Raw genomic sequence first — 23,890 nt, forward strand, 5'->3', positions numbered from 1 at the left:
GTCACTTGCCCTTCTCGGCCAGAGCCAGGTCGACGAGTGCTTCCAGGTCCAGCGCCGCCAGTTCGTCCGCGCCGGTGTCCGCGTCGGTGTCCGCGCCGGGTGATCCGGCGTCGGGGTGCGACGGCGCGGCTGCGCACGCCAGGATCTGCTCCAGCAGGCCCGCGTCGCGCAGCCGGTCGATCGGGATGCCGCGCAGCACCTCGCGGATCCGCGCGTCGTCGTCCCCGTCCGCACCCGTGCGCTCCGCGGGGCGCAGCAGGTCGAAGACGTGTTGCCCCAGCTCGCGGGGGGTGGGGTAGCTGAAGACGAGGGTGGATGCCAGGCGCAGCCCGGTCGAGGAGGCCAGGCGGTTGCACAGTTCGACCGAGGTGAGCGAGTCGAAGCCGAGGTGGGTGAAGGCCTGGTCGGCGTCGACGGTCGTGCCGGCGGGGTGTCCGAGGACGACGGCGACCTGGTCGCGGACCCAGTCGAGCACGGCCGCCTCTCCCTCGCTCTCGGACAGCCCGGCCAGGCGGGCGGGCAGACCGAGGGAGCCGGCGCCGGTCGCGGTGCTCGCGCGGGTGCGGGCGGGGCGGCCGGCGGTGACGAGGTCGCGCAGGAGCAGCGGGAGGTCGTCGGCGGCTCGGCTCCGCAGCGCGGTGAGGTCCAGTCGGGCCGGGATCAGGACCGGCTTGTCGATCGTGCACGCGGCGTCGAACAGGCCCAGTGCCTCGGCGCCGGGCATCTCGGCGATGCCGAGGCGGCGGATGCGCCGCAGGTCGACCTCGTCCAGGTTCTCGGTCATCCCGCTGCGCTGTTCCCACCAGCCCCAGCACAGGGACGTGCCGACCCGGCCGGCCGCCCTGCGCTGGGCCGCGAGGCCGTCCAGGAAGCCGTTCGCGGCGGCGTAGTTGGCCTGGCCGCCGGTGCCGAGCGTGCCGGCGAGCGCGGAGAAGAGCACGAACGCGGACAGGGTGTGTTCGCGGGTCAGTTCGTGCAGGTTGATCGCGCCGCCGGCCTTGGCCCGCAGGGCGCGGTCCAGGCTCTGCGGGGTCTGCGCTTCGAGGGTGCCGTCGGCGAGTACGCCGGCCGCGTGCACGACGGCGGTCAGCGGGTATCCGGGCGGCATCTCGGCGAGCAGGTCCGCCACGGCGGCCCGGTCCGCGACGTCACAGGCCGCGACCCGGACGAGGGCGCCGGCCGCCTCCAGGTCCGCGACGAGTTCGGCGGCGCCGTCGACCGCCGGGCCCCGGCGGCTCGCCAACACCAGGCTGCGTACCCCGTGTTCGGCGACGAGGTGGCGTGCCACGAGCGAGCCGATGCCGCCGGTGGCGCCGGTGACCAGGACGGTTCCGCCGCCGAAGCCGCTGCCCATGTCGAAGATGATCTTGCCGATGTGTCGGCCCTGGCTCATCTCGCGAAACGCCCCGCGCGCGTCGCGGATGTCGCGTACGGCGATCGGGTTCAGCCGCACCCGCCCGTCGGCGAACAGTTCCATGACCGCGCGGAACACCTCGTGGATGACCTCGGGGCCGGCCTCATAGAGGTCGAACGCCGCGTATGCGACGCCCGGTTGCCCGGCCGCCACCTGCTGCGGATCGCGGATGTCGGTCTTGCCCATCTCGACGAAGCTGCCGCCCTCGGGCAGCAGGCGCAGCGAGGCGTCGACGAAGTCGTGTGCCAGGGAGTTGAGCACGACGTCCACGCCGCGACCTGCGGAGGAGGCCAGGAAGGTGTCGGCGAACTCCAGGTTCCGCGACGAGGCCAGGTGCGCGTCGTCGAGCCCGAGGGCGCGCAGGGTGGGCCACTTGGCCGGGCTCGCGGTGCCGTAGACCTCGGCGCCGACGTGCTTGGCCAGTTGCACGGCGGCCATTCCGACGCCGCCGGCCGCGGCGTGGATCAGGATTCGTTGGCCCTTTTCGAGGTTGGTCACGTGGAACAGGGCGTAGTAGGCGGTGAGATAGGCGCCCGGTACGGACGCCGCCTCGGTGTAGGTCCACCCGTCGGGGATGGGCATGAGCAGGCGGTGGTCCGCCACCGCGATGCGGCCGAACGCGCCGGAGAAGATGCCCATCACCCGGTCGCCCGGGGCGAGGCCGGTGACGTCGTCGGCCACCTCCAGGACGGTTCCGGCGCCCTCGCCGCCGATTCCGGCGTCCAGGGCGGTGCGCTCGACCAGTCCCAGGGCGATGGTGACGTCGCGGAAGTTGAGGCCGGCGGCCTGCACCGCGATGCGGACCTGACCGCTCGTCAGCGGCGCCTCCACCTCGGGGCAGGCAATCCAGGTCAGGTTCTCCAACGTGCCCTTGGTCGGGATGCCCAGCCGGTACGCGCCGACCGCGGGCGGCTCGATCCGGTTGGGCGCGGGGGCGGCGGCGGTCAGGCGCGGCACCAGGTAGGCGTCGCCGCGCAGGGCCAGTTGCTCCTCGTCGAGGGCGAGCGCGTCGGGGATGCGGGGCCATGCGGCGGCCACGTCCTCGACGTCCACCAGCCGGAACCTGCCCGGGTGTTCGGTCTGGGCGGACCGGATCAGGCCCCAGACGGACGCGCCGGGCAGACTGTCCACCCGCTCCCCGCCGCCGGTGTCCACGGCCAGCCGGGTGAGCACGACCAGTGTCGATTCGGCGAGCGTGTCCTCGGCGAGGAACCGTTGCACGCATTCCAGGACGCGGGTGTCCGTGTCGGCGACGGCGGCGAACAGGTCGGTCCCGGACGCGGCGACGTCGTCCGGGCACAGCACGATGTGTCGCGGCGGCTCCCCCGCGAGAAGTTCGTCGAGGCTCGCGTGGAACACGACTCCCTCGTGCGCCGGTTCGCCGAGTCGGACGGGCGAGCCGAGCACGGCCCACCGCCCGGGGGGCGTGGCCGGCTCGACCGCGCGGGCCGGGCGCCAGGCGAGTTCGTACAACGACCGGTCGCCGCGCGCCGCGCGCAGGTGTTCGGCGCTCGCCGGGCGGAACGTCAGCGCCCCGACGTGCGCGACCGGGCGGCCCCGCTCGTCGGCGATCGCGACCGACACGGCACGGTCCCCGGCCGCCGGGTCGGCGGCCGGGGAGAGCCGGATCCGCACGGCCCGGCCGCACTCCGCGAACCGCTCCACCCCGGACCACGAGAACGGCATCCAGCCCTGGTCGGCCCCGATCTCGACGACCCCGCCGGCGACCACCGCGTGCAGCGCGGCATCGAACAGCGCCGGATGCAGGGCGAACCCGGCGGCGGCCGAGCCGTCGGCATCCGTCGGCAGTGTGGCGGTGGCGAACAGGTCGTCGCCGTGCCGCCACACCTCGCGCAGTCCGCGGAACACCGGCCCGTAGTCGAAGCCCGCGTCCGTGAAGGAGTCGTACAGGGCGCCGATGTCGACCCGTTCCGCCTCGGCCGGCGGCCACGCGAGCGGAGCGTTCGCGTGCTCGGCGCGCGCGCCGCCCGGTGCCAGGCTCCCCGTCGCGTGCCGGGTCCACCCGGCGGCGCGGTCCTCGTCGCCGTCGGGGCCGGAGTACACGTCCAGCGCGCGGCGTCCGGTCTCGTCCGGCGCGCCGACCACGACCCGGATTCGTACCTCGCCCGTGTCGGGGACGATCAGGGGTACCTCAAGGGAGAGTTCCCCGATCGTGGTACATCCGACGAAGTCGCCCACCCACAGGGCCAGATCCAGGTACGCCGTCGCCGGTACCACGACCGCGCCGAACACGGCGTGGTCGGCCAGCCATGCGTGGGTGCGCAGCGACCATCGGTCGGTGAACACCACCTCGTCGGTACCGGGGTGCTCCACCACCGCGCCCAGCAGCGGGTGTTCGGCGGCCGAGAGACCGGCGGAGGCCACGTCGGCGGTGCCGGTCCCGGCCCGGAAGTCCAGCCAGTAGCGCTGCCGTTGGAACGCGTAGGTCGGCAGGTCCACCGGCCGCCGCACGTCGCCGAGCAGGGCCGCCCAGTCGACCGCGCCGCCGCGGACGTGCAGTTGGGCCAGCGAGCCGATCAGAGTGGACACCGGCCCGCGGTTGCGCCGCGACGCCGACAGGGCCACCGCGTCGGTCACGCCGACGGCGGCGAACGCCTCCTTGGCGATGCTCGTGAGGGCCGATCCCGGGCCCATTTCGTAGAAGACGCTCGCACCGGCCGCCCGGGCGTTCTCCACGGCGGTGAAGAAACGAACGGGTTCGCGGACGTGCCGCACCCAGTGCGCGACGGACGTCAGTTCCTCGACCGTGCTCTCGCGGCCCGTCCTGGTCGAGACGATCGGGATCGCCAGGCGTCCCGCCGGGAGTTCGCCGATCGACGCGGCGAACTCGTCCAGGATCGGATCCATGAGCGGCGAGTGGAACGCGTGGTCGACGTCGAGCAGCTTGGCCGAACCTCCCTCGGCGACCAGCCGATCCCGCAGGTCGACGATCTGCTCACGGGCGCCGGAGACCACCACCGATTCCGGGCCGTTGACGGCCGCGATACCGAGGTGGTCGTATCCGTCGAGCAGCGCGTCGACGGCGTCCTCCGAGGCGCGTACCGCCAGCATGGCGCCGCGCTCGGTGACCGTCTGCATGAGCCGGCCGCGCGCGGCCACGAGCCTGGTCGCGCCGTCCAAGTCCAGGACGCCGGACACGTGCGCGGCGGCGATCTCGCCGACGGAGTGGCCGATCAGGTGGTTCGGCTCCCCGCAGAACCCGGTCAGCAGCCGGTACAGCGCGACCTGGAGCGCGAACAGCGCGGGCTGCGCCACGTCGGTGCGCTGCGCTCGGGCCTCCTCGGGCGCCTCGGCGAGCAGCAGTGCCTTCAGCGCGAAGGGCAGGTGGGTGTCGAAGCGCGCGCAGACCTCGTCGAGGCTTTGTGCGAAGACCGGGAAGGTGTCGTACAACTCCCGGGCCACACCGGCCCAGGGAGAGCCCTGCCCCGGGAACATGAAGACGGTGCCGCCGAGTTCGCCGACGACGCCGCGCACCAATCGCGCGGAATCGGCGCCCTCGCCCAGCGCCGTCAGACCGCTCAGCAACTCGTCCCGGTCCCGGCCCAGCACCACCGCGCGGTGCTCGAACCGCGACCGGCTCGCCACCAACGACCCGGCGATGTCGACGACATGCGCATCCGGTTCGGCGTCCGCGAACTCGCGCAGCCGCTCCGCCTGGGCCCGCAGCGCCGCCTCGGAGCGTGCGGACACCACCCACGGGATCACGTCGACGGGGTGATCCGCGCTCTGCGGCACCACCTCCTCGGACGCGACCTCCTCGGGCGCCTCCTCAAGGATCACGTGCGCGTTGGTACCGCTGGCCCCGAACGCGGACACGGCCGCCCGCCGGGGCCGCCCGGGGGTACTCGGCCACGGCCTCGCCTCGGTGAGCAGTTCCACCGCCCCGGCCGACCAGTCCACGTGTGTCGACGGCCGGTCCACGTGCAGCGTCCTGGGCATGAGCCCGTGCCGCATCGCCATGATCATCTTGATCATGCCGCCGACGCCCGCCGCCGCCTGCGTGTGGCTGATGTTCGACTTCAACGAGCCCAGCCACAGCGGGTTCTCGGAGTCGCGGTCGCGGCCGTAGGTGGCCAGCAGTGCCTGTGCCTCGATCGGATCGCCCAGCGTGGTGCCGGTCCCGTGCGCCTCCATCACGTCCACGTCGCCCGCCTGCACCCGGGCGTTCGCCAACGCGGCTCGGATCACCCGCTGTTGGGCGGGGCCGTTCGGCGCGGTCAGCCCGTTGGACGCGCCGTCCTGGTTGATCGCCGAGCCCCGGATCACCGCCAGGATCCGCCGCCGGTTGCGTCGCGCGTCGGACAGCCGCTCCAGCACCAACACCCCGACGCCCTCGGCGAATCCGGTGCCGTCGGCGGCGTCCGCGAACGCCTTGCATCGGCCGTCCACGGCCAGTCCGCGCTGGCGCGCCATCTCCCGGAACACCTGCGTGGTCCCCATCACGGTGACGCCCCCGGCCAGGGCCAGCCCGCACTCGCCCTGCCGCAGCGACTGCACCGCCTGGTGCACCGCCACCAGGGACGACGAGCACGCGGTGTCGGTGGATATCGCCGGACCCTCCAGGCCCAGCGCGTACGCCACCCGCCCGGACGCCACGCTCAGCAGCGAACCGGTCTGCCCGTAGCCGGAGATGACCTCGGGGGTGGAGAAGTGGTTGCCGTAGCCGAAGTAGGCCAGACCCGCGAACACGCCGGTGGCGCTGCCGCGCAGGGTGTGCGGGTCGATGCCGGCCCGTTCCAGCGACTCCCACGCGGACTCCAGCAACAACCGGTGCTGCGGGTCCGCGGCCAGCGCCTCGCGCGGGTTGATCCCGAAGAACTCCGCGTCGAAGTCGCCCGCGTCGTACAGGAATCCGCCCGCGCGCGTGTTGCAGGTGTTCGGCCGGTCCGGATCCGGGTCGTAGAGCCGGTCCAGGTCCCAGTGGCGGTCGTCGGGGAAATCCGACACCGCGTCCCGGCCCTCCCGCACCAGGTCCCACAACGTCTCCGGCGAGGTCACCCCGCCCGGGTAACGGCAGGCGATGCCCACGACGGCGACGGGCTCGGCGGCGGCCTCCGTCAGCTCGTTCAGACGCCGACGGGTGTCGAGCAATTCGATCGACGTCCGCTTGAGGTAGTCGAGCACATCGGCGTTGTTGTCGTTTGTCATCGCTCTCCCCTAGCCGAGCTCTTTGTCCAGCAGCGAAAGCAGCTCGCCGGCCGATGCCGCACTGATCCGGTCGGCGATCCCGACCGGCGATCCGTCGCCCGCCAGGGCCCGTACGCGGCCCTGCAATTCGCCGAGCAGCGTGGTGATGGTGGCCTTGTCCGCCGCGCCGAGGTCGCGGAACGCGTCCTCCAGCCGGGCGCCCAATCCCTCGATTTCCCTGGTCAGGCGATCGGTCGGGGACAGCGGGTCGGCGACGGAGTCGGGGTTGATGCCCGCGTACAGGAATCCCGCGAGAGCGGCCGGGTTCGGGTAGTCGAACGCGAGCGTGGCGGACAACTTCAGCCCGGTCACCGCCGTCAGCCTGTTCCGCAACTCCAGCGCCATGAGCGAGTCGACCCCGAGGTCCTTGAACGCCGAGGCGGGGCCGACCCGCGCGGCGTCGGCGAGGCCGAGCACACTCGCGGTCTGCGTACGCACGGCGTCGAGCAGCAGCGCCTCCGCGTCGGCCGGGGGAAGCGAGGCGATCCGCCGCGCGAGTGGGATGTCGGCGGCCTCCGCAGCGACAGGGCTGGTCCCACCGGGACCGGCGGGCGTCCCGACCAGCGCGCGCAGGAGCGGCGACAACACCTGACCCGCACTCGGCGCGCCCGGCGCCGGCAGGCTCAGCCGCACCGGCACCAGCACCGGCTCGTCCCGCACGATCGCCGCGTCGAACAGCGCCAGTCCCTCGTGCGTGGCCAGCGGCCGCACGCCCTGTCGACGCAGGCGCGCGATGTCCGACTCGCCGATGTCCGCGCCCGCCTCGGTGCGTTGCGCCCAGTAGCCCCAGCACAACGAACCGGCCGCGAGCCCCTCGGCCCGACGCGCTTCGGCCAGTCCGTTCAGGAACGCGTTCGCCGCCGCGTAGTTGGCCTGCCCCGCCGTACCGAGCACGCCGGCGATCGAGGAGAACAACACGAACGCGGACAGGTCCAGGTGCCTGGTCAGTTCGTGCAGATACCAGGCGCCGCGCACCTTCGGCGCGAGGACCGTGTCCACCCGCTCCTCGGTCAGTGTCTCGACGACCCCGTCGGCCAGCACGGCCGCACAGTGGATCACCGCCGTCAACGGGTGCTCCGCCGGCACGCCGGCGATCAGCGCCGCGACGGATTCGCGGCTCGTGACGTCGCAGGCGACGATCTCGACCTCGGCTCCCGCCTCGATCAACTCCCGCCGCAGTGCGGCGGCGGCCGGAGCCGTCGGCCCCCGCCGGCCGGCGAGCAACAACCGGCGCACCCCGTGCCGCCGCACGAGGTGCCGGGCCAATGTCGCGCCCAGGCCGCCGACTCCGCCCGTGATCAGCACCGTCCCGGAGCCCAGGCCGCGGGCCCGGTGCCCGGCGGAAATGCCCGGCACGTGGGCCAGTTGCGGGGTGGTCGCCACGCCCGCCCGGATCCTGAGCTGGGTTTCCCCGGTCGCGGCCACCGCCGGCACGCGCGCCCACGAGTCGGGGTGGTCGTCCGTGTCCACGAGTGTGAAGCGGCCCGGGTTCTCGGTCTGCGCGGTGCGTACGAATCCCCAGATCGCGGCCGCGGCGGGGTCGGTGCGGTCGGTCGGGCCGTCGGCGAGCGCCTCCCGCGTCACGATGACCAGACGCGAGTCGGCGAACCGGTCCTCGGCGAGCCAGCGTTGGGTCCACCGCAGCACCCGGTGCAGGTTGCGCTCGACCAGGGCCGGGGTGTTGCCGACGCCCGCGTCGGTGCGCTCGACGGTGGTCACCACGATCGGTGGGATCGGTCCTGCGGAGGCGGCGAGTTCGTCGAGGTCGGCGAACAGGGCCCCGCGCGCGCCGAGGGACGCGGTGAGCTCGCCGGGCGGCCCCGCCACGGCGAACCGGCCCGCGGCCTCCCCGGGCGGGGCCGTGAGCGGGACCCAGTCCACCCGGAACAGCGAGTCCCGCCGGTCGAAGCCCAGTTCGGTCAGTTCCGCGACGTCCACGGGCCGCAGCGTCAGCGACTCGACACCGCCGACGGGGGCTCCGTGGCGGTCCGCGACGGCCACGGATCGGGCGCCCTCGCCGGTGGGTGCCAGTCGTACGCGCAGCACGGTGGGCGCGGCGGCGGTCAGCCGGATACCCGTCCAGCGATGCGGCAACCGGCCCGCGTCGCCGTCCCCCGGGCCGATCGGCAGCAGCGCGGCGTGCAGCAGCGCCGGGTGGATCCGGAACCGGCCCGGGTCCGCACCGTCGGCGGCGGGCAACGCGACCTCAGCGAACAGGACTTCACCGCAGCGCCAGACCCGCTTCAGGCCGCGGTACAGCGGCCCGTGGTCGAACCCGAGCGCGGCCGATCCGGCGTACGCGTCCTCGACGGGCACCTCGACCGCGCCCGGGGGCGGCCACGCCGCGAGGTCGGGCTCGCGCCGGCCGGCTCCGGTGTCGCTTCCGACGGACCCGACGGCGTTGCGTGTCCACTCGGACTCGCCCGCGCCCCTGGAGTGCACGGCGAGCATGCGCTTGCCGTCGATCACCACGCGGATCTCCCGCTCGGCCGTGCGGGACAACACCAGCGGTGTCTCCAGGGTGAGTTCGTCGACGACGTCGCAACCCACCTTGTGCGCCGCCCACGCCGCCAATTCGACCAGCGCCGTTCCCGGCACCAGTACCGCGCCGTGCACCACGTGGTCGGCGAGCCACGGCCGGCGGCGCACGGACAACCGCCCGCTGCCCACCAGTCCGCCGCGTTCGCCGTCGTCGGGCAGGTCGATCACGGCGTCGAGCAGGGGGTGATCCGAGTTGCTCGCGGAGGCGCCCTCCACGGGCAGGTCCAGCCAGTAGCGCTCCCGTTGGAAGGCGTACGTGGGCAACTCGACCGCAGGCCCGTCGCCGCCCGGGAACGCCGCCTCCCACGACACCGGGACGCCCGCCACGAACGCCTCGGCCATCGACCGGTACAACCGGGCCGGGCCTCCGTCGCCGCGGCGCAGCGAGCCCACCACCACCCCGCCGGCGCCGGGGGTGTGGTCGAGCATGTCGCGGATGTTGATCGTGAGCAGCGGGTGCGGGCTCATCTCGATGAACGCGCCGTGCTCGGTGTCGAGGAGGCTGCGCATGGCGGCCTCGAACTGCACCGGCTCGCGCATGTTGCGGAACCAGTAGGCGCCGTCCAGTCCCGCCGTGTCGAGGGGCCCACCCGTGACCGTCGAGTGGAAGGCCACCGGCGAGGACACGGAGGTGACCCGGCCCAGGAGGTCCCGCAGCGGCCCCTCGAACCGGTCCACCAGGGGCGAGTGCCCGGGTACGCTCGCCGGGATCCACCGGGCGCGGGCGCCCTCGGCCTCGCAGAGCGCGACCACCTCCCGAACCGCCGCGGCCTCGCCCGCGACGGTGGTCGAGTAGGGGCCGTTGATGCCCGCGATCACCACGCCGGGGCCGACCCGCTCCAGCATTTCCCGGACCCGCCGTTCGGGCAGCACGATCCCGGCCATGCCGCCGTCCTGGTCGGCGGTGGCCAGCAGTTGGGAGCGCAGGGCCACGATCCTGGCCGCCTCCCGGAGGGTCAGCGCGCCGGCCGCGCAGGCGGCGGCGATCTCGCCCTGGGAGTGCCCGATCACCGCGTCGGGAATCACCCCGAAGGAACGCCACACCCCCGCCAGCGACACCATCACCGCGAACAGCACGGGTTGCACGACCTCGATGCGCTCCAGGTCCGCGCCCTCCGGCTCACCGCGCACGGTGTCGATCAGCGACCAGGACACCCACGGCGCGAGGGCCTGGGCACACTCGTTCATCCGCTCGGCGAAGACCGGGGACGCGTCGAGGAGTTCCCGGCCCATGCCGACCCACTGCGAGCCCTGGCCGGGGAAGACGAACACCGTCTTGCCGAGGGGTTCGACGGTGCCGGAGACCACGCCGGGCGGATTCCTGGTCGTGCCGACGTCGGTGCCCAGGCGGGCGAGCAGTTCGTCGCGGTCGGCGCCGATCACCACCCGGCGGTGCTCGAACAACGACCGTGTCGTCACCAGCGCACGGCCCGCACCCGCGAGCGGCAGGTCGGGGTCGGCGGCCAGGCGGTCCCGCAACCGCAGCGCCTGCTCCCGCAGTGCCTCGGCCGAGCGCGCCGACACCACCCACGGCACCGCCCCGGGACGCGGTTCCGGCACCGGCGCGGTCGCCGGCTCCGCCGCCTCGGGTGCCTCGGGCTCCTCGGGTGCCTCTTCGAGCACGACGTGCGCGTTCGTACCGCTGATCCCGAAGGACGACACGCCGGCGCGCCTGGGCCGTCCGGGCGTGGCAGGCCATTCCCGGGCCTCGGTCAGCAGTTCCACCGCGCCGGACGACCAGTCGACGTGCGGGGTCGGCCGGTCCACGTGCAGCGTCTTCGGCAACACCCCGTGGCGCATCGCCATGATCATCTTGATCATGCCACCGACGCCCGCCGCGGCCTGCGTGTGGCCGATGTTCGACTTGAGCGAGCCCAGCCACAGCGGGCCGGCCGCGCCGCGGCCCTGTCCGTAGGTGGCGAGCAGCGCCTCCGCCTCGATGGGGTCGCCCAACCGGGTGCCGGTTCCGTGCGCCTCCACCGCGTCCACGTCGGCGGGCGAGAGCCCGGCATCGGCCACGGCGGCGCGGATGACCCGCCGCTGCGCCAGTTCGTTCGGCGCGGTCAGCCCGTTGGAGGCCCCGTCCTGGTTGATCGCCGAGCCCCGGATCACCGCCAGGACGCGCCGGCCGTTGCGCCGCGCGTCCGCCAGCCGCTCCAGGACGAGCACGCCCGCGCCCTCGCCCCAGCCGGTGCCGTCGGCCGCCTCGGCGAAGGACTTGCAGCGCCCGTCGGCGGACAGGCCGCGCTGCCGGGCGGCCTCCACCAACATCCCGGGGCTCGGCAGCGCCGACACCCCGCCGGCCAGTGCCAACGTGCACTCCCCCGCGCGCAGGGACCGCACGGCCTGGTGCACGGCGACCAGCGACGCCGAGCACGCGGTGTCGATCGAGATCGCCGGTCCCTCCAGACCCAGTACGTACGCCACCCGGCCCGAGGCCACACTGGTGTACGTCCCGGTCATCGAGTGGCCCTCCACCTCGGCGGCGGCTCCGCCGCCCATCCGCGGGCCGTAGTCGACCGCGTAGATCCCGGTGAACACCCCGGTCGCCGAACCGCGCAGGCCCACCGGGTCGATCCCGGCCCGCTCCAGCGCCTCCCACGACGTCTCCAGGATCACCCGCTGCTGCGGATCCATCGCCGGCGCCTCGCGGGGGCTGATCCCGAAGAACGCCGCGTCGAACTCGGCGAGGTCGGGGAGGAATCCGCCCGAGCGGGTGTACGTCCTCCCCTGCGCCGCAGGGTCCGGGTCGTACAGCGCCTCCAGGTCCCAGCCGCGATCCGTCGGGAAGTCGCCCACCGCGTCGACCCCGCCAAAGACCAGGTCCCACAACCCTTCGGGGGAGTTCGCCCCGCCCGGGAAACGACACCCCATGCCCACCACCGCGACCGGCTCGCGAGCGGACTCCTCCAACGCGCGCACCCGCTCGCGCAACTCCTGCGCGTCGCCGACGGCACGGCGCAGGTAGGACCGGAGCTTGTCGACATCCTCCACGGGAACTCCCCCAACGGTTACTCGGACGAACGGGTGGCGCTACACGTATCCGCGGTCGATCAATGCGTACAATTCGTCGTCGCTGCGGCTCGCCGAAGGTGTCTTCGGCACCGGGGTCGGGGCCGCCGCCGAGGTCGACGTCGGCGTCGATTCCCGTGCCGTTTCCAAGGCTTCGGGGGCCGACGGTCCGAGCAGCGTGAAGAGGTGCCGGGCGAGCGCCCGTGGGGTCGGGTAGGTGAACGCGACGGTGGCGGGCAGTCGTACACCGGCCGCCGTCGTGAGCCGGTTGCGCAGCCGTACCGCCATCGAGGACTCGAAACCCAGGGTCTTGAAGGTCTCGGTCGACCTCGCGGCGAGTTCGGCGCCGGTGACGGGCGCGTCGGGCGTGCTCAGCAGCGCGGCCGTCTCGGCGCACACGAGTTTGCGTACCGCCGATTCCGAATCGAGCTCTCCGGTACGGGAGTTCGCCTCCGCCGGGGTGGTGTCCGCGGGTGGTGTCAGCCAGTACCGCAGCCGCTGGAACGGGTAGGTCGGCAGGGCGATCCGGCGCGGCCGGGCCGCGGCGAAGCAGGCCGTCCAGTCCACCGGCACGCCGCGCACGTACAGTTCGGCCGACGCCACCAGGACCCGGTCCATGCTCCCGTCGTCCCGGTGCAGGGTGCCCGACAACACCGGCGAGGCGGCGAGCGCGTCGGCGGTCTCCGCCATCGCCACCGCGAGTACCGGATGCGGGCTGACCTCCACGAACACGCCGCCGCGCACGCGCATCAGGTCTTCGATCACCTCGCCGAATCGCACCTTCGAGCGCAGGTTGTCGTACCAGTACGCGCCGTCGAGCCCGCGGGTGTCGAGCGGGCCGCCGGTGACGGTGGAGTGGAACGCCGCGGCCGACGCCCTGGGCGTGATGCCCTCCGCGGCGGCGAGCACCCGGTCCCGGATACGTTCGACCTGGTGCGAGTGCGACGCGTATTCGATCCTGACCCGGCGTACCCGGACACCGTCGCCGGCCGCCATCGCGGCGAACTCCGCCAGCGCCTCCAGGTCGCCGGAGATCACCACCGAGCCCGGCCCGTTGACCGCGCCCACGCACAACCGCCCGGCCCACGCCCGCAACCGCTCCTCGACCCAGTCCAGGGGCGCGAACACCGCGTTCAACCCACCCAGTCCGGCCAGTTCGGTCAATGCCGTGCTGCGCAGCGCGACCACACGCGCCGCGTCGTCGAGGGAGAGCGCGCCCGACGCGCAGGCCGCGGCGATCTCCCCCTGGGAGTGCCCCACCACCACGTCGGGGACCACGCCCAGCGAGTGCCAGACCCGGGTCAGGGACACCATCATCGCGAACAGGGCGGGCTGCACCACGTCGTCGCCGCGCGCCAACAGCGCCGCCGGGTCCGTCCCCGTGACCACGTCCGGCAACGACCAGTCCAGCCACGGTTCCAGGGCCCGCGCGCACTCGTCGATCGAGCGGGCGAAGACCTCCGACTCCGCGTACAACCGCCTGCCCATACCCGCCCACTGCGACCCCTGGCCGGGGAAGACGAACACGATCGGGCCGGGCGGGTTCGCCGCGACCCCGCGCAGCACACGGGCCGAATCGCCGCCCGCCGCAAGGAGATCGAGCCCGGTCAGCGCCTCCTCGCGGCCGGCGCCCAGGACCACCGCCCGGTGGGCGAAGGACGCTCGGGTGGAGACCAGCGAGTGGCCCACGTCGGCCGCCGACGGCGTCGCGTCCGCGCTCAGCCGGTCCCGCAACCGTGCCGCCTGCTCCCGCAGGGCGGTCTCGGTGCGCGCCGACAACACCCAGGGCACCGTCCCCGCGTCGACGACCCCGGGGCGCCCCTGCTCCTCCGGTGCCTGTTCGAGGATCACGTGCGCGTTCGTCCCGCCCAGTCCGAATGCCGACACCCCCGCCCGTCGCGGCCGGTCGGCCGGGCTCGGCCAGGGCCGGGCGGCGCTCGGGACGTCGAAGTGCTCGTGGAAGTTCGGGATGGCGGGGTTGGGCGTCCGGAAGTTCGGGTGCGGCACCAACCGCGCACGGTCCAGGCACAGTGCGGCCTTGACGAAACCGACGATGCCGGCGGCCGGCTCCAGGTGCCCGACGTTGGCCTTGGCCGAGCCGATCACCAGGGGGCGATCCCGCCCGGTCGTCCGGAACACCTCGCGCAGCCCGGCCGCCTCGGCCGGATCGCCGACGCGGGTCCCGGTGCCGTGCGCCTCGACGTAGTCGACGGTGTCGAACGGCACGCCCGACCGCTCCAGCGCGGTGCGGATCGCCGCCGCCTGCCCGGCCGGGCTGGGATCGGGCATCCGGCTGGTAGCGCCGCCGCTGCCCACCCCCCAGCCGCGCACCACCGCGTAGATGTGATCGCCGTCGGCGACGGCCAGGTCGAGCCGCTTGAGCAGGACGAACGCCCCGCCCTCGCCCCGGACGAAGCCGCCGGCGCGTTCGTCGAAGGGGAAGCAGCGGCCCTCGGGCGACAACGCGCCCAGGTTCGCCAGGCCCAGGCCCGCCTCCGGGTCGGCGATCAGGTGTACACCGCCCGCGAGCGCCAGGTCGACCGCGCCGGCGCGGATCCGGTCGCACGCGAGGGCCAACGACACGAGGGAGGAGGACTGGCCCGAGTCCGCGCACAGGCTCATCCCGCGCACGTCGAACAGGGTCGAGATCCGGTTCGCGATCCACGCGCCGCCGGACCCGAGCGCGGCGTAGTGGTCGTCCCGGTCGCCGCCGGACAGCTTGCGCAGCACCTCGTAGCCGGAGGGCGCGCTGCCGACCACGACGTCGATCTCCCGGCCGGCCAGCGCGGTCGCCGGCATCCGGGCGTCCTCGACGGCCTCCCAGGCGAGTTCCAGGCCGAGCCGCTGCACGGGGTCCATCGCGGTGGCCTCCGCCGCGTCCGTGCCGAAGAACTCCGCGTCGAACCCGTCGATGGCGTCGAGGAAGGAACCCGCGTTCACCGTGGCGGCGTCCGGGTGGGTCGAGCGCCGCACGTCGGCGGCCCGCCGCTCGGGGAAGGTCCCGATGGTGGACCCGCCGTCGACCAGCAGGCGCCAGAACTCGTCCGGACCGCGCACCCCGGGGAAGCGGCACGACATCCCGACGACGGCAATATCGGTGGCTGCGCCACTCATACGAATTCCTTCCGATTCCCTCGCCGGCCGGCGCTCGCGGGCCGCCCCGCCGTCACCGCCGGGCGGTCAGCAGCTTCAGCAGCTCGTCCGGCGCGTTCATGAAGTCGTGGTGGCCGCCCTCGACGACCCGGATCTCGACCGAATCCGCGTACCGACGCCATCCCTCCAGTTGGTCCGGGGTCACGTCGGGGTCGTCGCGCCAGTGCAGGACGACGATGGGACAGCCCAGCCGAACCGGTTCGACCCTGCGGTAGGCGCGCGCGGCGGCGAGGTCCTCGAGCAGCACGCTCATCCCCACCTCGACCATGTCCGGCCGCGGCTCGATGCCCCGCCCGCGCACCACCGACACCAATTCGGCGCGCAGTTCGGCCTCGGTCATGGTGAGCATGCGATCGCTCGCGGCGTCGTGCGGCGCGGGCTGGCCGGACACGAACAGGCAGTCCGGCCCCGGCAGGTCCAGTTCGGCGAGCCGGACCACGGTCTCGAACGCGGGCAGCGCGCCCGCGCAGTGCCCGAAGAACGCGAACGGCCGGTCCAGGCGCGCCGCCAGCGGTTCCACCAGGGCGGCGGCCAGATCCTCGTAGGTGCCGTAGTGCGGTTCGGCCAGCCGGCTCTCCCGGCCGGGGAACTGCACCGGGCAGACCTCGACGTCGTCGACCGTGGCCGGCCAGGCGCTGAACGCGGAGGCGCCGGAGCCGGAGTAGGGGAAGCAGAACAACCGGGCCGGGGGGTCGCCGGCCGGTGGCCGGACGAACCACGGCGACGTGGCGGGGGCGCTGCCGGATGTCATGGCGTCGTTCGTTTCTGGGCGACGATGGGGAGGTGGGTCATCCCGGCGATGAAGTACGACCGCAGGTGTTGCGGCTCGCCGTCGAGTTCGATCGAGCCGAAGCGGCCGAGCAGTTCCTCGAAGAAGATGCGCAGCGTCTGCCGGGCCAGCGGGCCGCCGATGCAGTAATGCGGCCCGAACCCGAACGCGACGTGGCGGTTCTCGCGCCGGGTGACGTCGAATTGGTGCGGGTCGGTGAACTGCGACTCGTCCCGGTTGGCCGAACCGATCCACGCGACGACCGCGCCGCGGGCGGGGATCGTACCGCCGCCGATCTCGGTGTCGTCGACCGCGTAGCGCATGAAGTTGCACGCGGCCGAGGTCCAGCGCAGTCCCTCCTCGACCAGGGACGGCACGAGCGAGGGGTCGGCCTGGACCTTGGCGAACTGCTCTGGCCGCTCGATCAGCGCGTGCACCGTGCCCGAAACGGTGTGCGGCGTGGTCACGTTGGCGCCGAGCAGGATGCTGTAGCCGTCGAGCGCGATCTCCTCGTCGGTCAGCGGCGCGTCGCCCGGCCGCACGGTCATCAGGTGGTCGAGCAGGCTGCCGTCCTCGCCTCCGGCGGCCCGCCGCCGTTTGACCCATTCGGTGACATAGGTGACGAGTTCGTGGTGGGAGATGGCCAGCGTCGCGGCCTCGCTGCCGTGCTTGAAGTGCGGGTCCGAGGGCGCGGTGACCATCGCGGTCAGCTGTACCAGCTCGTCCCAGTCCCGTTCCGGGATCCCGAGCAGCGGTCCCGCGACGATCATCGGCAGCCGGTGCGCCTTCTCGGCGAGGTCGAACGTGGCGCCGTCCAGGGCCGGTTCGAGGAAGCGCACGATCGCCTCCCGGATCCGGTCCTGCCACGAGGCCACCGCGCGCGCGGTGAGCCGCGCGCCGATCGCCCGGCGCACCTGGGTGTGCCGCGGCGGGTCGGTGGAGGTCATCAGCTTGCCCGCCGCGACGTCGTCCTCCCCGAGATGGGTGACCACCGTGCCGCGCTCGGAGGTGAACCTCCGGTGGTCGCCGAGTACGGCGCAGACATCGTCGTAGCGGGTCACCGACCAGAACTCGCGGCCGTCCGGCAGGACTTGGTGGTGCAGCGGAGCCTCGGCGCGCATCACGTCCCAGATCGGGTGCGGATCGCCCGAGGTGTACAGGTCCAGGTCGAACAGGTCGACGCGGTCGAGGTCGATCTCGCGCGCGGCACCCGGCGTCAACCTCACGTTCGCGCCCTTTCCTGTTCGATCAGCTCGGCGACCCGGGCCGGGGTCTGGGCCAGGTAGAACCCGCGCACGGACAGGGCGACGCCGTAGTCCTGGGCCACCCGATCGATGATCTTGATCCCGATCAGCGAATTGCCGCCGATCGCGAAGAAGTCGTCGTCCGGCCCGACCTCGCGGCCCCCGAGGAATTCCCCCCACAGCGCCGCGATTTCCGGTACGAGGGCGGTCGACGCGCCCGTCGGCGCCGCCTGCCCCTGCGATGTCTCGTCCTGTTCGCCTCGTTCGTGGATACGCGGCAACGATTCCATGGCCGACCTCTCCTTCCTTCGCCGAACGGATCGGGAATGCGCCGGCGAACCGGCATGACAACGCCATCCGCAGGCGTTGTGCCCGCTGTTCGACGATTGGTTCGTGCCGAGGGCTCCGGGGACCCCGAGGTGAAAGCGACCGCCTGTGCACGCCGACCGAAGAGCGTTACGGTGGGCGGCTGTCGGGGCAAACTCGCGTCGCCAACATAAATCGCCGGGGAAAGCCGGTGCAAGGGACGGTGGTCCGCGCACACCGACGGACGCCGATGTCCCGCCGACAGGACAGTAATACGACACCGGTCGGCCGAGGACTCCACGGCCTCGGCGAATGCCGTGGATCGCCGGGGCATTGATTCCGGCGCCGTCCGGTTTTTCGGCGTCGGCTGCCGATCGCCCCGAAATCGGTACCGAATTCCCGCGCGGTATCGACACGCGGACACGCCATATCGCGATCGAGGTCCGTCAAGGTTTCGGGATCCGGTCGGGCGGCCCGAACAACCGTGGCAAAATCGGTGGGTGCAGATCGGGATGCTGGGTCCTTTCGAGGTTCGCACGGACGCCGGCGGTACGGCCGACGTGCCGGGCGCACGGCTGCGCGCATTGCTGATCGCCCTCGCACTGAGACCGGGCCACCCGGTCCCCAAGGCCGTGCTCGTGGACTGGATCTGGGGCGAACACCCGCCCGTCGACGCCACGAACGCACTGCAACGCCTGGTGTCCCGACTGCGCAAGGCGCTGCCCGACGGGGTGATCGAGGGTCGGCCGGACGGTTACCGGCTGACCGTGGAACCCGACGCCGTCGACGCGGTGCGGTTCGAACGCCTCGTCGCCGCGGGCCGGCTGCGCACCGAGGACGCCTCCCGACGGGTGCGCCTGCTGCGCGAAGCCCTCGACCTGTGGCGCGGTGCGGCCATGCAGGACGTCGGTCCGGCGGACAGCGCCTCGTTCGACGCCGCGATCGTGCACCTGGAAGGCTTACGCCTGACCGCCACCGAGGAGCGGTTCGACGCGGAGGTCACCCTCGGGCGCGGCGCCGAGGTGGTCACGGAGTTGACCGACCTGGTGGCCACACATCCGCTGCGGGAACGGTTCGCCACCGCGCTGATGCGCGCCCTGGTCGCGACCGGGCGCGACAGCGACGCGCTGCTGGTGTACCAGCGCACGAGGCAGGCCCTGGCGGACGAGTTGGGCGTGGACCCCTCGCCGGAGCTGGCCGCGTTGCATGGCGCGCTGCTGCGGGGCGAGTTGGGGCGGCGGGAGGAGAACCGCAGGAGCAACCTGCGCGCCGAGCTGACCACCTTCGTCGGGCGCGACGCCGACATCGCCGCGGTTCGCGAACTCGTCGCCGAGCACCGGCTCACCACGGTGATCGGGCCGGCGGGGGCGGGCAAGACCAGGCTGGCCACGGAGACCGCCCGCACCCTGCTCGACGACCTGCCGGACGGGGTCTGGCTGGTGGAACTGGCCGCCATCGGCACCGACGGCGACGTGGCCCGCGCCACCCTCTCCGGCCTCGGTCTGCGTGACGCGCTGCTCGGCGCGGCGCCGAGCGTGGAGCCGACCGACCGGCTGATCGCCGCGATCCGCGAGCGGGAGGCGCTGCTGATCCTGGACAACTGCGAGCACGTGATCGAGTCCGCGGCGGTGTTCGCCCACCGGGTACTCGGGGAGTGCCGGCGGCTGCGGATCCTGGCCACGAGCCGGGAGCCGCTCGGCATCACCGGGGAGGCGCTGTGGCTGGTCGAGCCGCTGGCCCTGCCGGACGCGGACGCGAGCCCCGACGAGATCGAGGCCTCACCCGCCGTGCGGCTGCTGCGCGACCGGGCCGGGGCGGTGCGCCGGGACCTGTGGGTCGAGGCCCCCGCGCCGGAGACGATGGCGCGCGTGTGCCGGGCATTGGACGGGATGCCGCTGGCGATCGAACTGGCCGCGGCCCGGTTGCGCACCATGTCCATCTATCAGCTCGCCAACCGACTCGACGACCGGTTCCGTCTGCTGACCAGTGGCAGCCGGACCGCACTGCCTCGACACCGGACACTGCGCGCGGCCGTCGACTGGAGCTGGGAACTGCTCACCCACGTCGAGCGGGTGGTCCTGCGTCGGCTCTCGGTGTTCGCCGGTGGGGCAAGCCTGGAGGCGGCCGAACGGGTCTGCGCCGGTGACGCGGTGGACTCGGAGCAGGTACTGGAGTTGCTCACCGCGCTGACCGAGAAGTCGCTGCTGCTCGTCGAGGGCGACCGTACCCAGCGCTACCGCATGATCGGCACGATCAAGGAGTATTCCCGGCATCGGCTCGCCGAGGCGGGGGAATCGGACGGGGCGCGCCGCGCGCACCTGGCCTGGTTCACCGAACTCGCCGAGACCGCGGAGCCGCATCTGCGTCGCGCCGAACAGTTGGAATGGCTCGCCACGCTGGAGACCGAGCACGACAACATCAGCGCGGCGATGCGTGGCGCACTGGCGGCGGGCGAGGCGCAGGCGGCGATGCGGCTGGCCGCGGGCACGGGTTGGTACTGGTGGCTCAGCGGACACCGGACCGAGGGCATCGAGCTGATCATCGCGGCCACCCGCACGCCGGGCGAGGTCACCGACGAGACCCGGGCCATGGTGTACGCGCTGGTCGTGCTGTTCGTCAGTTCCGGGCGCAGCGACGAGCACCAGGCGGCGGTGTGGATCCGCGAGGCGCACCGGTTCAGCCTGCGCAGCCGACGCCGCTACCCGCTGCTCGGGCTCGTCGCCGCGCTGGAGCGCCTGTTGCAGGCGCCCGACGCGTTCCTGCCCGCGTTCGAGCCGCTGCTCGACAACGAGGACCCGTGGGTACGCGCGCTTGCCCGGCTGCACCTGGGCAAGATGCGGATCATGCTCGGCCAGGGCGGGCGGGACGCGGACGCGTATCTGGAGATGGCGCTCGCGGCGTTCCGGCAGATCGGCGAGCGGTTCGGGATCTCGTTCGCCCAGACGGAGCTGGCGGATCGCATCGCCGTGCGCGGCGAGTTCGCCGGCGCGTGCGAGCACTACGAGCAGGCGATCGCGGTGGTCACCGAGGTGGGTGCCCTGGAGGACGTGATCCGGATGCGCTCGCGACAGGCGCAGCTGTACTGGTTGCTGGGCGACGAGGAGGCCGGCACGGCCGCCTTGGCCGAGGCGGAGCGGCACGCGAAGCGGGTCACCTGGCCGGACGCGCTGGCCGAGTTGGCCTTCGCGCGTGCGGAACTCGCCCGGTGGAGCGGCGATACCGAGGAAGCGCGTCGGCAACTCGGCGTCGCGACGGCCATGTTGGGCGAGGAGGCGCAGCAGGCGAACGTCCGGGCGGCCACGCACGACCTGCTCGGCTATCTCGCCGAGGACGTGGGCGAGGCGCGGGAGCACCGGGCGGCGGCCTGCCGGGCGGCGACCGAGGCGGGGCACGCGCCGGTGATAGCGCAGGTGCTCGTCGGGGTCGCGGACCTGGCGCTGCGTCGCGACGATCCCGCGCAGGCCGCGCGGCTGCTCGCGGCGAGCGCGGACGTACGCGGGTTGCCGGACCGCTCCCATCCGGACGCGGCGCGGATCGAGCAGAACGCGCGACGCCGCCTCGGCGACGGGGGTTACGCCGAGGCGGCTCGGGAGGGGACACGAACGAACTGGTCCCGCTTGGTCGAGATCACGCTCGCTTCGTGAAGCAGGCGTCGATCGGGGTCAGGCCCGCTTCTTGAAGGTGGAGATCGCCCACAGGTAGCCGACGACGGCGAGTCCGATGCACCAGGCGATGCCGGCGAGCGCGTCGCCCGTCGACGGATCACCCGCCAACAGCCCGCGCAGCGTCTCGATGATCGGGGTGAAGGGCTGGTATTCGGCGAACTGGCGCACTCCGGCGCCCATCGTGTCCGCGGGCACGATGGCGCTGCTCAGGAAGGGCAGCATGATCAGCGGCACGGTGGCCAGGCCGGCCGATTCCGCGGTTTTCGCGGCCAGTCCCACCGCGACGGTGAGCCAGGCGGCGGCGACGGTGAGCAGGACGACGAAGCCGAGCACGCCGAGCCAGTCGAGGGCGCTCGCGTCCGGGTCGAACCCCATCGCGAAGGCCACCGCGATGATCGCCGTGCAGGCCACCAGACAGCGCACCGTGGTGACGATGACCTGCCCGGTCAGCACGGCGCCGCGGGAGATGTCCATCGCCTTGAAGCGGTTGATGATGCCCTTGGTCATGTCGTCGTTGACGGCCGTCGCGGTGGACCCGAGTCCGTAGCTGACGGCCATCACGAGCATGCCCGGCGTCGCGTAGTCGATGTAGCTCTCGCCGACCTCGAAGGCACCGCCGAGCACCTTGACGAACATCAGCAGCAGCACGATGGGGAACAGGATCGCGTTGAACAGCACGAGGGGGTTGCGCATGGTGTGCTTGAGGTTGCGGCGCAACATGATCGTCGAGTCGGCCCACGCCGTGGCGACATTGCTCATGACGCGACCGCCTCCTCGCTCGGGTGCCCGGTCAGGGCGAGGAAGACGTCGTCGAGGTCCGGGGTGTGCACGGAGAACTCCTGTGCGTTGATCGAGTACTCGTCGAGCCGGTCCAGCAGGGCCCGCAGCGACTTCGACTGGCCGTCGCTGGGCACCCGCAGGAGCAGTTCCTGGTCGTCTCTCGTGCCGCCGCGCAACACGCGTGCCGCCGCGTCGAGTTCGTCGAGGTCGGTGAAGCGGAGCCGGACGTGGGTGCCGGGGACCTGACGCTTGAGTTCGTCGGGGGTGCCCTCGGCGACCAGCCTGCCCTGGTCCAGGACCACGACCTGATCGGAGAGGTGGTCGGCTTCGTCGAGGTATTGGGTGGTGAGGAAGATGGTGGTGCCGTCGGCCACCAACTCGCGGACGATCCCCCACATCGTGCGCCTGCTGCGCGGGTCCAGGCCCGTCGTCGGCTCGTCCAGGAAGATGATCCGCGGGTCGCCGACCAGCGTCATCGCCAGGTCCAGCTTGCGAGTCATGCCGCCGGAGTAGGTCGAGATGCGCTTGTCCGCCGCCTCGACCAGATCGAAGCGCTCCAGCAGTCGTTCGACCACCCGTTCCCCGGAGCGCACCCGCTTGAGGTCCGCCATCAGCTGCAGGTTCTCCCGGCCCGACAACAGCTCGTCCACCGCGGCGAACTGGCCGGTGACCCCGATGGCCGCGCGTACCTGCCTGGTCGCGGTCAGCACGTCGTGCCCGGCGACGTGCACCGTTCCGGCATCGGCCTTCAGCAACGTCGCCAGCACGTTCACCGTCGTCGTCTTGCCCGCCCCGTTCGGGCCGAGCATGGAGAACACCGATCCCTCGGCGACCTCGAAGTCGATGCCGTCGAGCACCACCCGGTCGCCATATGCCTTGCGCAGCCCGGAAACTGCGATCGCCGAACTTCTCATGCATCCACCATTTCCACGGTGACTGTCACCCGACTGTCACACCCCTGACACGGCCGCTGCCATGGCATTCCGTCGTATCGCCCCGGGTCGGGACGCCGCCCCCGGGCAGGCGGCGGCTCGTCACCTCGCGGTGTCGCGGGCGGACTGCGCCTCGATCAGATCCAGGATCTCCCGGGCGTGATCGACCAGATACATGTGATCGCCCGGGAACTCGGCGTATTCGAACGTGCTCGTGGTGGCGTCCCGCCACTCCCGGGCCTGGTCCGCGCTGACCAGGCCGTCGGAGTCGCCGCGAATCGAGCAGATCGGCACCGACACCGGGTCGTCGGTGCTGGGCAGGTAGTTCTCGTGCATCTCGCAGTCGGCCTGCAACACGGGCAGGATCAGCTCGCGCATCTCCGGGTGATCCAGTGCCTCGTGCCGAAACCCGGCGAACTCCTCCACCCGGGCCAGGAACTCCTCGTCCGGAAGGCCCGTCGCCCGCCGCTCGCGCTGGGTCCAGGGACCGGGCGAGCCACTGACGATCAGCCGCTCCACGGGCACGTCGCGCGTACTGAGCAGATGCACCAACTCGTATGCGAGCACCGCGCCCAGGCTGTGCCCGAACAACACGGTCCGCGTCCCGCGGCCAAGGTTCGCGACGATCTCGTCGACCGAGTTCTTGGCCGCCTCGACGACATTGCGATACGGCGTCTCCAGGATTCGCCGCTCCCGGCCGGGCAGTTCGACCGAGAGCAGGCGCCACCGGTCGCCGGCCGGTGCCCGCCACGGGTGGAAGAACGACGGTCCCGCGCCGGCGAACGGCACGCACAGCAGCGCGGTTCGCCCTCGATCCGGCGCGGACATACCGGGTGTGCTCACCCCGACCAACCCCAATCCTGCGT

General features: G+C 72.8%; 9 protein-coding genes and 1 pseudogene. 1 reads left to right on the top strand and 9 read right to left on the bottom strand.

Features of this window, described 5'->3' with window-relative positions; translation table 11 throughout:
* Position 1 precedes the first annotated feature (1 nt).
* The 6 genes and pseudogenes from ACMXN5_RS04290 to ACMXN5_RS04315 form a co-directional block, all read right to left on the bottom strand.
* Positions 2 to 6,583, bottom strand: coding sequence for a type I polyketide synthase (locus ACMXN5_RS04290; protein WP_439674066.1), 6,582 nt, complete (start codon positions 6,581 to 6,583; stop codon positions 2 to 4).
* Between the two features lie 9 nt (positions 6,584 to 6,592).
* A pseudogene (locus tag ACMXN5_RS04295) lies at positions 6,593 to 12,130 on the bottom strand (SDR family NAD(P)-dependent oxidoreductase); the annotation flags it as partial.
* Between the two features lie 66 nt (positions 12,131 to 12,196).
* The gene (locus ACMXN5_RS04300; protein ID WP_439674067.1) at positions 12,197 to 15,289 is read right to left on the bottom strand and encodes a type I polyketide synthase; all 3,093 of its coding nucleotides are present in this window, start codon (positions 15,287 to 15,289) and stop codon (positions 12,197 to 12,199) included.
* Positions 15,290 to 15,341: 52 nt separating this feature from the next.
* Entirely contained in the window at positions 15,342 to 16,079 is a 738-nt protein-coding gene (locus tag ACMXN5_RS04305; RefSeq protein ID WP_439674068.1) for a thioesterase II family protein, read from the bottom strand.
* The gene (locus ACMXN5_RS04310) at positions 16,076 to 17,323 is read right to left on the bottom strand and encodes a cytochrome P450 (protein ID WP_439674069.1); all 1,248 of its coding nucleotides are present in this window, start codon (positions 17,321 to 17,323) and stop codon (positions 16,076 to 16,078) included. The genes ACMXN5_RS04305 and ACMXN5_RS04310 overlap by 4 nt, the downstream gene beginning before the upstream one ends.
* The gene (locus ACMXN5_RS04315; RefSeq protein ID WP_439674070.1) at positions 17,320 to 17,631 is read right to left on the bottom strand and encodes a phosphopantetheine-binding protein; all 312 of its coding nucleotides are present in this window, start codon (positions 17,629 to 17,631) and stop codon (positions 17,320 to 17,322) included. Before ACMXN5_RS04315 ends, ACMXN5_RS04310 begins: the two co-directional genes overlap by 4 nt.
* Before the next feature lie 516 nt (positions 17,632 to 18,147).
* On the opposite strand from ACMXN5_RS04315, the gene ACMXN5_RS04320 reads away from it, so the two are divergent.
* Positions 18,148 to 21,291 carry a BTAD domain-containing putative transcriptional regulator gene (locus tag ACMXN5_RS04320; protein WP_439674071.1) on the top strand — a complete coding sequence of 1,048 codons (3,144 nt, stop codon included), beginning with the start codon at positions 18,148 to 18,150 and terminating at the stop codon, positions 21,289 to 21,291.
* 18 nt (positions 21,292 to 21,309) lie between these two features.
* On the opposite strand, the gene ACMXN5_RS04325 is transcribed toward ACMXN5_RS04320, so the two are convergent.
* From ACMXN5_RS04325 to ACMXN5_RS04335, 3 genes are all read right to left on the bottom strand, one after another.
* Positions 21,310 to 22,071 (bottom strand): ABC transporter permease, encoded by a 762-nt coding sequence (locus tag ACMXN5_RS04325; protein ID WP_439674072.1) that lies wholly within the window; start codon positions 22,069 to 22,071, stop codon positions 21,310 to 21,312.
* The gene (locus ACMXN5_RS04330) at positions 22,068 to 23,006 is read right to left on the bottom strand and encodes an ATP-binding cassette domain-containing protein (protein ID WP_439674073.1); all 939 of its coding nucleotides are present in this window, start codon (positions 23,004 to 23,006) and stop codon (positions 22,068 to 22,070) included. Before ACMXN5_RS04330 ends, ACMXN5_RS04325 begins: the two co-directional genes overlap by 4 nt.
* Before the next feature lie 120 nt (positions 23,007 to 23,126).
* Complete coding sequence (locus tag ACMXN5_RS04335; protein ID WP_439677945.1) at positions 23,127 to 23,852, bottom strand: thioesterase II family protein; 726 nt, start codon at positions 23,850 to 23,852, stop codon at positions 23,127 to 23,129.
* Positions 23,853 to 23,890: the final 38 nt, after the last annotated feature.

This window comes from Embleya australiensis (genome assembly GCF_051903075.1).
Lineage (GTDB): Bacteria > Actinomycetota > Actinomycetes > Streptomycetales > Streptomycetaceae > Embleya.

Bases quoted from the DNA above. Each gene is read 5' to 3' on its own strand.
- ACMXN5_RS04300 (WP_439674067.1), bottom strand. From the start codon at position 15,289: ATGAGTGGCGCAGCCACCGATATTGCCGTCGTCGGGATGTCGTGCCGC.
- ACMXN5_RS04325 (WP_439674072.1), bottom strand. From the start codon at position 22,071: ATGAGCAATGTCGCCACGGCGTGGGCCGACTCGACGATCATGTTGCGC.
- ACMXN5_RS04305 (WP_439674068.1), bottom strand. From the start codon at position 16,079: ATGACATCCGGCAGCGCCCCCGCCACGTCGCCGTGGTTCGTCCGGCCA.
- ACMXN5_RS04335 (WP_439677945.1), bottom strand. From the start codon at position 23,852: ATGTCCGCGCCGGATCGAGGGCGAACCGCGCTGCTGTGCGTGCCGTTC.
- ACMXN5_RS04315 (WP_439674070.1), bottom strand. From the start codon at position 17,631: ATGGAATCGTTGCCGCGTATCCACGAACGAGGCGAACAGGACGAGACA.
- ACMXN5_RS04290 (WP_439674066.1), bottom strand. From the start codon at position 6,583: ATGACAAACGACAACAACGCCGATGTGCTCGACTACCTCAAGCGGACG.
- ACMXN5_RS04330 (WP_439674073.1), bottom strand. From the start codon at position 23,006: ATGAGAAGTTCGGCGATCGCAGTTTCCGGGCTGCGCAAGGCATATGGC.